Annotated in this window: 6 protein-coding genes; all 6 read right to left on the bottom strand. The window is 46.6% G+C overall.

Features of this window, described 5'->3' with window-relative positions:
- Positions 1 to 302: 302 nt before the first annotated feature.
- The gene (locus MXE28_RS00645) at positions 303 to 1,442 is read right to left on the bottom strand and encodes an efflux RND transporter periplasmic adaptor subunit (protein ID WP_021842382.1); all 1,140 of its coding nucleotides are present in this window, start codon (positions 1,440 to 1,442) and stop codon (positions 303 to 305) included.
- 20 nt (positions 1,443 to 1,462) lie between these two features.
- Positions 1,463 to 2,089 (bottom strand): tetratricopeptide repeat protein, encoded by a 627-nt coding sequence (locus MXE28_RS00640; RefSeq protein ID WP_156705666.1) that lies wholly within the window; start codon positions 2,087 to 2,089, stop codon positions 1,463 to 1,465.
- Positions 2,090 to 2,456: 367 nt separating this feature from the next.
- The gene (gene gltB / locus MXE28_RS00635) at positions 2,457 to 7,091 is read right to left on the bottom strand and encodes a glutamate synthase large subunit (protein ID WP_021842380.1); all 4,635 of its coding nucleotides are present in this window, start codon (positions 7,089 to 7,091) and stop codon (positions 2,457 to 2,459) included.
- A 436-nt stretch (positions 7,092 to 7,527) separates the two neighbouring features.
- Entirely contained in the window at positions 7,528 to 10,428 is a 2,901-nt protein-coding gene (locus MXE28_RS00630; protein ID WP_247239699.1) for an AAA family ATPase, read from the bottom strand.
- A complete protein-coding gene (locus MXE28_RS00625; RefSeq protein ID WP_281493505.1) occupies positions 10,418 to 11,686 on the bottom strand; it encodes a DNA repair exonuclease in 1,269 nt (422 codons plus the stop codon). Before MXE28_RS00625 ends, MXE28_RS00630 begins: the two co-directional genes overlap by 11 nt.
- A gap of 1 nt (position 11,687) precedes the next feature.
- Positions 11,688 to 13,145, bottom strand: coding sequence for a PLP-dependent aminotransferase family protein (locus tag MXE28_RS00620; RefSeq protein WP_302688849.1), 1,458 nt, complete (start codon positions 13,143 to 13,145; stop codon positions 11,688 to 11,690).
- Between the last annotated feature and the right edge of the window lie 316 nt (positions 13,146 to 13,461).

Here is a 13,461-nt window from a genome sequence, read left to right as displayed (position 1 = left end):
CACTCAGTGTTGTTTGTCGTCTTCAACTGACGACTTGACTATCTTACCAAATTAACACAGGGAACGTCAACCCCTATTTTTAAAATTTTCAGTTTTTTCTTCAGGAGGTTCTATATGCTATTAATGGCACTGTTAACGAACATATCTAAGACCGTATAAAAAAGCTGTATATAAAGACTGTGACTAATACACAAAAAACGAGGCTCTCATCTGAGCCTCGTGCAGTTTAATATACGTATGTTATACAGCAAGTCAATTTCGCATGTATTAATATTCTACTTAATATTCAAATTAATATTCTACTAATATTCTACTTTTTCACCCAATTCGAATTCACCTTTAGACGTAATTACACGTTCCCCTTTGACCAAGCCATTTACAATAGCCGTATAATCATCATCGGTTTCACTGGTTTCTACTACGCGAACGTCCACCGTATTATCGGCAGTTACTACATACACGAACTTGCCATCCTTGTTTTCACGAACGGCCTCTTTAGGAACAGCGAGTACCGGTGCTTTGGCTTCTGATTCAATAACCAACGTATAGAACTCGCCCGGCTGAATGAGGCCATCCGCATTCAAGAAGGTCGCTTTTACTAATACGCTTGGCACGCCGGCCGGTGCATTCGTGTCTATATACGTTATTTCACCCGGAATCTGTTTGTCATCAATTTTTAAATATACCTTAATTGATGGTTTAATCGTCGGCTCGGCCAACTTAAGAGCAAAGTTCTGAGGAATACTTAAGGAAGCTACAACCGGAGAATTCTGCTGAATGAGCATAAACGGTCTGCCTTCAATGGCGACCTTTCTGTCTTCATTATAAATAGCGGCAACCCGCCCATTGATTGGTGATACAATTTGAGCCTGGGCAATTTGTGTTTGCAGTTGCGCAATCGCCGCTTGGATGCCGGCCGTTTCCATGCCGCCAGTAGACACATAGCCGCCGCCACTCGTCACAACGGTTGCCTGCGAACGTTGCACAATGGTCTGGTATTCTTTTTCAGTAATGATCCCGTTCTGCATCATTTCACGAGCACGGTTCACATCAGCCGCCGATACTGCGCCCGGTACGATAGTCGTCTCTTGCGGCACAGCCTGTACACCACCACTACTTTGGGCTTCACCGAGTTGTTGAATCAACTGATTCAGTTGCTGCTGCATGGTACTCGTATCGAGCATGGCCACAACCTGACCTTGCTTAACTTCATCGCCCACTTTAACAGCCATCGTCGCCACCTGCCCGGAAACAGTCGGTTCAATGGTCGCTTTATTTAAAGCCGTAATATTGGCATCATTATTAATTTTAACCGGCATCTCGCGCATATCCGCCTCGGCTGTTGTTACCTTCGTCGGTCCAAAGCACCCGGCCATAAGACCGGCTACCATAACAATCATTACCATGAATAGCCATCGAAAACGTCGCTGTCGTTCTTCCATAACTAATCCTCCTTCTCCGGTTATTTTACAATCTCTTCAAATTCTTCATTGCCGTGAAAACGCTCAAAATGATCTTGCGTGCGCGCAACTTCTTTTACACTTTTGTCCAGCGCAATGGCCTGGCGTAAATATTGCAATGCTTTAGCATCCTGACCCTGATCCGCATAAATAGTGGCTATGCCATAGACCGACCAAGTATTGGTTGGATCCTTAGCCAATAACGCATCAAACCAAAATTTAGCATCATTCAATTGCCCCTGCAATTTATACAGCATGGCCAAATTGTAATAATTGCTTAAATTATTTGGATTCAAATCATACGCTTTTTTCGCCAAAACCAATCCCCCTGCAGGATCACCGTTTAGCCCCATGGCTATACCTTTCAACGAATAAGCCGCATCAGATTTCGGATATCTTTGCAAAATCTCATCCGCTTTTGCAATAGCTCCGGGGTAATCATTCGACTGCAGTAATTTAGTTGCTTCTTGCAATTCCGTCGTCGGTACCGGCCCTTTCATGGCCGTTGTATTAGGCGACACAGTCTTTGCGGTTTCTACCGAAGACGACTCTTCAGAAGCTAAACCGCATCCTCCCAAAAGCAAGGCTGCACCGAAAAACAAGGCTGTCACTATATGTAATAATTTCACTAATGGCTCCTTTACTATATGCGCCAAACACGCATTAACTATATCCTAAGATTCGATATGCCAATAATTGATTTATAATTAACTTATTTACTTATTTCTATTTGTCTGTTCTTAATTATATACTATTTTGAATATTTTAAAAATCTCTAATGTTCAAAAAAATCGCCGAATATAGCAAAATAGGCCCGTTTAAACGAGTTTTATTTAAAAACTCAGAATCAAACGAACCCATTTATATCGAACTCACTAAAGAGCCCATGTGTTATGTAATTACTCAAACGATACGACTTACAACGATACTTGCAATGCTACTTGCAACGCTGCTTACAATACTACTTACAACGCTTTTTACAACGTTACTTACATGCTACTTAATATGATAGGCATCTTTAAAGGCCTGTAATTGAGCATCTTCCAATTTTAAGCCCGTTGCTTCATAAACAGCAATTGCTTTTTGCATGTTTTCATAAGCAGTCGGTACGATTTTGGTAAAACGCTGTGCAAAGTTTTGCCAATTGTCCAGAATATGACGACCTTTACGACTATCTGTATGCAATACATGTGCTTCAACCAAAGATTTAATGCGTTTTAAATCCTCATTCGTAGCCGCACGCGGCTCTACCAAAGCAGTATTGCACTTGCGCACATCAAAATCAAGAATGTACGCATAGCCACCGGACATGCCGGCCCCAAAGTTACGACCGGTGGGACCTAAGATGAGGACTTCGCCGCCGGTCATGTATTCACAACCGTGGTCGCCCACACCTTCCACCACAGCGGTAATACCACTATTGCGGACGGCAAAGCGTTCACCGGCACGGCCGCTTACATAGGCTTCACCGGAAGTGGCCCCGTAAAAAGCCACGTTCCCAATGATAACGTTCTGGTCTGCTTCAAAAAGCGCCGTTTTCGGCGGATATACCGTCACAACGCCACCGGACAAGCCTTTACCTACATAGTCATTAGCGTCGCCTTCGAGCACCATGGTCATGCCTTTCGGAATAAAGGCGCCAAAACTTTGACCGGCACTGCCAACGAAGCTGAGCTTAATCGTATTCGGCGCTAAACCGTCAGCGCCGTACTTTTTAGTAATTTCACTACCCACGATAGTACCTACTACGCGGTGCGTATTGTTGATGGCCAATTTAGCACGAATCGGTTTCTGCTCTTCAATAGCCGGACGACACATGCGGAGCAATTTGCCCGCATCTAACGTTTTTGCCAATTCATGGTCTTGTTCGTGTTTATGGTAATGGCCGACTGAAATATCCGTATATGGACGGAAGAGAATTCGTTTCAAGTCGACGCGGGATAACTTGTAATTATCATCCACCACTTTTTGGCGTAACAAGTCTACACGACCAACCATTTCTTCTACGCTGCGGATGCCGAGTTTAGCCATAATCTCACGAAGTTCACGAGCTAAAAAGAGCATCAAATGTTCCACATATTCCGGTTTGCCTTTAAAGTTTTTACGTAATTTTTCATCCTGCGTTGCTACGCCGTATGGGCAGGTATTTAAATTACAAACACGGGCCATCTTACAACCTACGGTGATGAGCGGTAAGGTACCGAAGCCGAACATTTCAGCCCCTAAGAGAGCTGCTACGGCAATATCAAAACCGGTCATCAATTTGCTGTCCACTTCGAGGACGATTCGGTCACGCAAACGATTGAGCAGCAAGGTCTGATGCGTTTCGGCAAGGCCCAATTCCCAAGGGGCCCCTGTATGACGCATACCGGTACGACCGGCCGCGCCGGTGCCGCCGTCATAACCGCAAATAAGGATATTATCGGCTTTTGCTTTGGCTACCCCCGCAGCGATAGTACCAACACCCGCTTCGGCGGCTAATTTCACACTGATACGAGCATCGCGATTGGCGTTTTTCAAATCAAAAATTAATTCCGCCAAGTCTTCAATGGAGTAAATATCGTGATGAGGAGGTGGTGATACCAGTTCTACGCCCGGCGTAGAGTGACGGGCTTTGCCGATTGGCGGATACACCTTTTTGCCCGGAAGCTGACCGCCTTCACCCGGTTTGGCACCTTGGGCACATTTAATTTGCAATTCCTTGGCATTGACTAAATATTCGGAGGTCACGCCGAAACGGCCCGATGCAATCTGTTTAATTTCACTGCAACGATTGTCCCCATTAGGCAACAATTTGTAACGGTCCGCATCTTCGCCGCCTTCACCGGAATTGCTCATAGTCCCTAAACGGTTCATGGCAATGGCGATGGTCTCATGCGCTTCCTTACTGATTGCGCCGTAACTCATGGCGCCCCCTTTAAAGCGCTTCACGATAGATTCTACCGGTTCTACTTCTTCGATAGCGATGCCGCCGCCCACCGGGAAATTGAACTCGAGCAAACTGCGAAGTGTTACATGGTAATCATTGCGAATCGCCGATGCATACTCTTTGTAGAGTTCATAATTATTTTCAATACAAGCACGCTGCAATAAATCAATGGTCTTCGGATTGTATAAATGAGGTTCCCCGTCCTTCATAGGACCATAGAAACCACCCGCTTCAAGGGCAGTGTCGGCCGGTTCTTCGAAGGCACGATGATGACGGCTCAATGCTTCCAACGCTACCCCATCAGTACCGATACCGCCGATACGAGTCGGTGTATTCACAAAATATTTACCGATGAAATCGCTGTTAAGGCCTACGGCTTCAAAAATCTGAGCCCCTTGGTAACTGCGCACCGTGGAGATCCCCATTTTGGACATGACTTTTAAAATACCGTTTACCGCTGCTTTAATATAGTTTTGTTCAGCCTGTTCCGGCGTAACATCGCCTAAGCGGCCCTGTTTTTGTAAATCCGCTACCGTTTCAAGGGCAACATATGGATTAATAGCCGTTACCCCATAGCCGATCAAGGTACAGAAATGATGAACTTCACGCGGTTCCCCCGATTCGAGGACCAAACCGATATCGGTGCGGAGTACTTTTTTAATTAAATGATTGTGCACTGCTGCTACAGCGAGGAGTGCCGGAATAGCTACATGATTGGCATCAACGCCACGGTCGGATAAAACCAACACATTATGGTCGGAGCGCGCCGCTTCTTCCGCTTTTTCACAAAGAGCCTGTAAGGCTTTGCGCATTCCTTGCGTGCCTTCGGCCGGGTCAAAGAGAATGGATAAAACGGTGCTCTTCATGCGGCGACAATCTAATTTACGAATGGCGGCAAATTCTTTATTTGTCAAAATCGGGCTATCCAAGTACACACAATAAGTGCCGCTTTTGTGCGGATCCATCATGTTACCGCTGTTACCGAACATTACGCCGGTGGAGGTTACCATTTTTTCACGAATCGCATCGATTGGCGGATTCGTTACTTGTGCAAATAATTGTTTAAAATAACTGTACAACAACTGCGGTTTATCCGATAAAATGGCCAACGGTGCATCAGCCCCCATGGCGCCTACCGGATCTTTGCCATCTTTAGCCATAGGCTGTAACATACGCACCAAATCTTCCTGAGTATAGCCGAAAGCTTGCTGCAATTCTTTCAAGTTGGACACTGTCGGAATTTCATCATCCGTCGCCTGCTCAATGCTGTCCAAGTGAATGATATGTTCTTTCACCCATTCCCCGTACGGTTTTTCAGTAGCAATACGATGTTTAATTTCTTCATCCGATACAATACGCTGTTCCTTCGTATCAACGAGGAGCATTTTGCCCGGTTCCAAACGACCTTTATAGCGAATGTTTTCAGCCGCTTCATTGACAACGCCTACTTCGGACGCCATAATGAGGCGATCATTGCCCGTAATATAGTAACGGGACGGGCGCAAACCGTTGCGGTCCAACACACCGCCGATAACGGTACCGTCCGTAAAGCCCATAGCAGCAGGACCATCCCAAGGTTCCATCATGAAGCTGTTAAACTCGTAAAAGTCTTTTTTCTCCTGACTCATGAGCTCGTTGTTTTCCCAAGGTTCCGGAATCATCATCATCATGGCATGCGGCAAACTGCGGCCCGTCATATATAAGAACTCAAGCGTGTTGTCGAACATGGCCGAATCGGAACCGGTATCGTCAACAACGGGGAATACTTTTTTAATTTGCGGAAAATATTCCGAATCGGCTTTGCCTTCGCGGGCATTAATCCAGTTAATATTGCCGCGAATGGTATTAATTTCCCCATTATGGACAATGAAGCGATTCGGATGAGCCCGCGCCCAGCTTGGGAATGTATTGGTACTGAAACGGGAGTGCACCATGGCTAAGGCCGACGTGAAATCCAAATCCACTAAATCAAGATAAAATTCTCGGAGCTGCTTTGGTGTGAGCATCCCTTTATAAACGATGGTTTTGGCGGACAACGAAGCAATGTAGAAATCGCCGCTTTCCGCTTTGCTGAGAGGAATAATCTGTTTTTCCGCTTCTTTACGAATTACATACAGTTTGCGTTCAAACTCTTCATCGTTCATGATATTATCGCCTTTACCGATAAAAATCTGGATGAGCCAAGGTCGAATGGCTGCCGCTTCGGCGCCCACGGCATGGGAATCGACCGGCACTTCACGCCAACCGAGTACGACTTGACCTTCTTCGCGAACAATGTTTTCCAAAATCGCCTTCTGCTTATTGCGAAGGGTTTCATAACGATGGGCAAATACCATGCCTACACCGTAACTCCCAACCGGTGGCAAGGAAAATCCCAACACTTCACATTCACGACGGAAAAAGTCGTGCGGAATTTGCACCAAAATACCGGCGCCGTCACCGGATGAAGCATCGGCGCCACGCGCGCCACGGTGTTCCAAACGTTCCAAAATACGCAAACCGTCATCGATAATATCATGGGATTTACGGCCTTTAATATCGACTACAAAACCCATGCCGCAGGCGTCTTTTTCATAGGCCGCATCATATAAGCCCTGCTTTTGCCATTGCGCCTGTTCCTGCTGCTGAATTTCAATTTGCGTTTTTCCTTGTTGGTGTACGCTTCCTGATTTTTGATATGTCCCTTGATGTGCTTGTCCCATAAGCCCTTGCTCCTTCCAAACCCTATACTCTCTCTTTAGCTGCCCTAGCACGGGCAATTGCTATTTCTATATTAAGACAATCACTTTCGTCCAACGAGTTCATGCCCACAGCCTCCCCAAAGCTATATCAAATAGCTCCGCCGGGAATCGCTATTAGCCTGTACCAACGTCTAACAATCTATGATTATACGCCTTATATCCATTCTATAGAAAATAGATTGTTTCTATTATATACCTATTGTCAAAAAAAATCATATAGCAATATGCCATACATACTGTGCATTAATCTCATGTATACAAGGTACTTTTAAATACAAAAAACCTCTCTGAATTATTTTCAGAGAGGTTTTCAGATTTTCCATACAGCTCGTCAAATGATAACTTCCTGTATTTTTAATCTATTTCAGTTTATAAATTTACATTTTGTTCTATTCACCTACATGGCTTCGCGGGTCGACAAGTCGTACACGCTCACGCCATCGAGCTGCGCACTGCGTTCCGCCGTGCCCTGCTGACAGGTAAAGATCAAAATTTGTTCACTTTGGCCAATATGAGCCAATAGCTTCAAGGCCGCATTTTGTCGACCTTCATCGAAGCGCAACAAAATGTCATCCAAAATAATCGGCAATGATTCCACGCGCTGTGCAAACACGCTGGCCAAGCTGAGGCGCAAGGCGAGGTATACCTGATCGCCCATGCCGCTGCTCCAACGCTCCGTCGGTACCACTTCATCGGATGTGAGCACCGCTTCCACATTGGCCGTGCTGTCCCCCAATTGTAAAGTATATTTGCCGTCTGTCATCAAAGACAAATATTTCGAAGCCTTCGCCATAGCTTCCGGCTGACGGTCTTTTTCATAGTCCATCTGTGCCAGTTCCATGAAATGGCTTACCAAAACTTGGGTCGCCCAGGCTGTCAACGCTTCCTGCAATTCCCCTTCCAACTGTTGTTCTTCCTGCAGCGCCAAGGACAGAGCCTTATCCTGTGATAAGGTGCGCATTGCTTCCTGAATCTGGCCGCGTTTTTCATACAAAGCAGCTAAACGTTTTTGCAAGGCCGCCATTTCCGAATGGCTTCGTTCCGCTTCGGTCTGCCACTTTTCTTTATTGCCCGATTTCAAACGACGATACAAAGCTTCCTGACCGTCTTTCTTCGGAGCAAACAAGGCCAATTGATCACGGCTCTGTTCGTACACTTTTTGCCACTGCACATATTGATCTTGCAACAATAAACGCTGACGATATTCGCCGGCCGTAGCGACCCCGGTCTTTTGTAAAAACTCTTGCTGTTCCAACAACAGTGCCTTTTCTTGGCGGCTCCACTGCTCATATTCTTCATGATAATTGCGACGCTGTGATTCTTTTTGTTCCCAACGGACCTGGTTTTGACGATGGGATTTCAAAAGATTATAAACACGACGCAATTCAATCGGCGTAACCGGAATATCCAGTTCCAATTTTTCCCACAAAGCCGCGCAACGAGATTCAATATCCTTAAGGGTTGCCTCATGTTCTGCCAAGCGTTTTTCATAATCTTTATACTGGTTGAAATCTTCCATATACGTATCGTATTCCTGTTTGAGGGCAAAGAATTGATTGTCCGTCAAAACACGGCTGGCCCCTTCCGGTAACCAACGTTGCCAAGCTTCCATGGCCGCATTACCGGCGGCTTCCAATTTTTTACCTTCTTCCAGCCACTGATTATGTACCTGTTCATAGCTGTGAATTTTAGCCAAGATTAAATTCTGATTACTGAAAGCCGCCCGTTTAGCCGCTACCGAATCTTCCAAATCCTTAATATCGGCCGCTGTTTTGGGTTCCGGTAATTCCAAATCACGAGCCATGGCTTTTACCAGCTCGTCCCAGCGTTCACGCTGGTGCAAAGCTGCTTCGCGAAGGCCCGTAAATTTGCGGCCTTGCTGCCAACCATAGCCAAAAGCACCCGCTGCTAAAAGGAAGCAAAGAATGCCTGCCCAAAGGCCTATATCGGGAAGCACCATCATGAGGACAATGCCAATAACAATGAGTGCGATGGCGCCATAGCGATATAAAGGTGACGGGCCACTTTGGTTGAGTTCATTTTCCTTAGCTATGCTGTTTTCATACTCCGTAAAGGCCTGTTTCAATTGGGCCATGCCGGCTTCCAATTCCTTCAGGGAATTTTCTTCGTCTTTCACCGTGGAGTTGGCAATGTCTGCCGGCTCAACCGGTTTACGGCCTTGCCAATTCAAATAATTGTCTTGGGCGCTGCGAAGTTCACGGGCCAGTTTTTCACCGGTTGCCCAATCCACTTTTTCCGGCATTTCTGCATCCGCCCGCCAAGCATTATGCAAAGTACGTGACAAATCCAACTGTTCTTTAACTCGTTTCAGGTAGTTACGCCCTTGTTCGCAATCTTTTTGAAGTTGCGTCCACTGACCTAATTCTTGGAACAGGTTTTCAATCTCTTGACTGTAAACGCCTACCAAAGAATCGGGCGCAAAGTTTTCCGGCACGAGACCCGCTTCCTTACCGCTCCAGAGCTTCATATTATTACGACATTCCGTAATCTTTTCGTCCAGTTCATAGAAAGCGTCTTTTTCAAGCAAATCCGTAACCGCATAGGTATTCATCTGCTCTTTCGCATGTTCCGCCCGTTTATATACATCCCAGGCACGCAATACAAGGTCCACGTCTTTACCGTAATCTTGCCATTCTTTAAGGCGCTCCTGCAATTCCTTTTCCGTCGTGGCGATGCCGTCCAACTCCTGTTGGTACGCCGTATACGCCTCTTCATTCTTGCCGAGGTCTGCCATCTTTTCACGCAGCTGTTTCAACCGCTCCATGAGCACATTGATTTTCCGCTTCCCGTTCGCCGAAGCAACCAGTAAATCGGAGGAGGCTTTTTCAATATCCTTCACGGCCGTGCTGAGGCGCTCACCACCCTCGCCGCCGAAGAAGCGAGCTCGCACTTCCACTTCGGCCAGCACATCCGCACCTTGCAATTCATCAACGGTAATGGCAAAAATTCTATCATAGGTCTTTTTGTCGAGACCATGCCACCATAGAGCCGCCGGTTCTTCCGAAATCGGACCTTTGCCTAACGGATAGAAATTAAGCTTTTTGCCGTCCCGGCCGATATGATAGGACACGCCCTCCCGTTCTACCACAAGATAGCCCGAGCCGTAGCCGTAAGTTTTACTTTTTTTACCAAACAACAAAAAGCGAAAGGCTTCCAATAAGGAGGTCTTGCCGCTTTCGTTGGGACCGTAAATAACTTGTACCCCTTCACCGGCCGGTGTGAACGACCATTCATGATAAGGGCCAAATTCCTTAATATATATTTCCTTAATCCTCATCCGTATCTCCCATGAGGCAACGAGCACCTTCCGCTTCCGCTCGTCGCAATGCGTCTAATAAAACATCATCTGTCAACAGTTCCTGATACATACCGAGCCTTTTACTTTCCGGCCGTTCCGCAATGAGATTGCGAATCGTGGAAGCGCACTCTACGGCCGGCAGTTTGGCGATTGTATCATAACTGCGCAAATAGTCGCCTACCATATCTTCCATTTCACGGCGCGCCGTCCAGTCCGTTACACCCCGCGTGCGGTCCACGATACTGAAAGGCATGACGAAATTAAACTTATTACGTTCTTCCGCCTGCGCCATTTCAAGCCAAGTTTGGCGCACTTCGTCTTGACTGCAAAGTTTATACAAGGCCCCTTCGCCGGTGAGCACAATTTCGAGGAGTACCTGCTTTTTCAATTTACGCAGCATTTCCTTCTTATGGCGAATCATTTCCACCATATCGCCGGTACTGCCCAGCGCGCCAATATCTATGGTTACCTGCTCAAAGCGAATGGGCGCCGTTTCGTGAAACTGCAGAGTCACACGACCCTTGGCGGTCACATCAACCAAGTAGCAACCTTTAGGACCCAATTCTATTTTATGAAGGCCTTGAATATTCCCGGCATACACCACATAAGGCGTTTCGTTTAATACCTGCCGTTTATGAATATGCCCGACAGCCCAATAGTTCATCGGCGACGCCGTCAATTCCCCCAGCGTAGTGGGGCCCACCGTTTCGTGCTCAACCGCTGAGCCTACGGTACCGTGAAAAATCCCAATGGAGAAAGGATCGTCCGACCAAGGTTTCAATTGCTGTGCCACATTGTCGGCCCGGTTTTGATTGCTCGTACTGATGCCGTAGATATACGCAGCCACCTTGTTTTTCACATATAAAGGTTGACGCTCACTCTTAGTGGCGCTGAACACATACACGGAACTTGGCAAGCTTATTTTGGCCGCCCAACTTTCCGCCGGATCATGATTGCCCTGTACTAAAAATACGGGAATCTTATGTTCGCTAAGGCGTTCGCATTCATAGGCAAAACGTACCTGTGCTTCCAAATTATGTTTTTCACTATCATAAATATCGCCCGTAATCAGCACGGCGTGCACCTGCTGCTCGATGGCAAAATCCACAATATTCGTAAACGACTGATAGGTAGCACGATTGACTGCTTCGTCCACTTGCTTACCTAATGATTTCAAATATTTAAAAGGAGTCCCCAAGTGAAGGTCTCCGCATTGTATAAAGCGAAATGGTATCATCTCACATTCCTTTCCAAGCGTTGCCCAGTTCTTTTACGGCCGCTTCCAATTCGTTGGTCGGAATCGCACTGAATGACAACAGACAACGGACTTCGTCATCGCCGTCCGCTTCAATGCGCACATCACAACCGGCCTCACGGGCTTTTTGCAAAAGAGCGTCCGCTCCCTTATCCGTAAAAATCGTAAGACCTATATAAACACCGCCTTCCGGCAGATATACTTTAACGGTATCGCCAAATGTTTGCTGCAACTGTGCCGCTAAAACCTTACTTTTATCCGCATAGTGCTTACGCAAACGACGAATTTGTTTGGACCACTCGCCATCCTTAATATAACGCGCCCATACGAGCTGCTCCATCACACCGGCGCTTTGCCGATACGATGTGCGATAGGTTAAAAAATCGCTCCACAGCACCGGTGGCAAAACCATGTAACTAATGCGAATAGATGGGGGCAACACTTTTGACGGGGTCCCCAAATAGATAACCCGCTCCGTCGTGGCCATCCCCTGCAAGGACGAAATGGGCCGTCCGTAATAGCGAAGTTCGCTGTCATAATCATCTTCAATGAGATAACTGTTTTGCTCCGCCGCCCAGTGTAACAATTCCTTGCGTCGGCCTACACTCATGACTCGGCCTTGCCTATCGCCATGAGACGGCGTGCAGTACAAGGCTTCCACACCGGCTTTATATAGGTCTGCCAACAAGGTCTCACTATGCTGGTCCACGGTGATAACGGTAAATCCGTAATTGTTAAAAATATGCGTTACCCCGATGATAACACTGGCATCAACGGCCACCGTGGTGAGGCCGGCACGTTTTAAAAGGGCTGCCAGCATCATGACCATAGCCTGCGTACCGCTGCCGATAATAATATGATCCACCGTGGTACGCACAGCGCGGGCATTATTCAAATACTTCGCCAGCTCAGCCCGCAGTTCCGGTTCCCCTTGCGGGTGGCCGTAGGCCAAAAGCCGTTCCGGTTCACGCAAGATATAACCGATATATCGCTTCCACCGCGTATAGTCAAAACCCTCCGGATCCATGGCACCGGTAGCAAAATTATAGCGAATGGGCACGGCCTGTGTTGCTTTAGCAGTTAGTTCCCTTTGATTGGCTAACCTTGTAAGCTCCATCCGAGTTCCGTTTTGACTCACACCGCTTATGTCCGCTTCGGCTGCCTTTTCATTCAAAATATTGTCAACCTCGGCATCGGTGCCACTCAATTCATGGCTCTTTGCAAAATGAGAGCCGTTGTCCAATAAAATCGGCAAAGGCAACACTTCATAGGGCGAGCGATCATGAGCCTTAATATAGCCTTCCGCGGCCAACTGCAAATAGGCCTGTTCCACCGTAATCTTGCTTACTCCCACTTCACCGGCTAAGGAACGAACCGACGGTAAACGGGAACCGGCCGCATATTGTCCGTGCTCAATTCGAGATTTAAGGTATTGATAAATCTGTTCATATAAAGGCGTGACACTTTTACGTTCAATTGTTAACAGATGCCTCGCCCCCTCACCGACTTTTAAGCCGTGTAAAACAATACTTACTACATTACTTCTTATTTTATCACAGCCTCTTGAAAATGGTAATCTGTCCTATCCATTTTTTGTAAATTTTTTACAAACTGACATTACAATTGTTAACCATATTTATAATTTTCGGTTATTGTTAACTATGATTAAAATTCATGGTTGACTATCTTAAATCATGTTCGTATAATATAGGCAACGGCTAATGGTTAATATCAAGTAGACCCACAGCCGAAGCTCC

The organism is Veillonella sp. KGMB01456 (genome assembly GCF_023051165.1).
GTDB lineage: Bacteria > Bacillota > Negativicutes > Veillonellales > Veillonellaceae > Veillonella_A.
The sequence above is the reverse complement of the archived record's forward strand: the minus strand, read 5'-3'. Positions and strand labels throughout refer to the sequence as shown.

Excerpts from the sequence above, each read along its gene's own strand:
- MXE28_RS00645 (WP_021842382.1), bottom strand. The coding sequence starts at position 1,442 with ATGGAAGAACGACAGCGACGTTTTCGATGGCTATTCATGGTAATGATT.
- gltB (WP_021842380.1), bottom strand. The coding sequence starts at position 7,091 with ATGGGACAAGCACATCAAGGGACATATCAAAAATCAGGAAGCGTACAC.
- MXE28_RS00630 (WP_247239699.1), bottom strand. The coding sequence starts at position 10,428 with ATGAGGATTAAGGAAATATATATTAAGGAATTTGGCCCTTATCATGAA.
- MXE28_RS00625 (WP_281493505.1), bottom strand. The coding sequence starts at position 11,686 with ATGATACCATTTCGCTTTATACAATGCGGAGACCTTCACTTGGGGACT.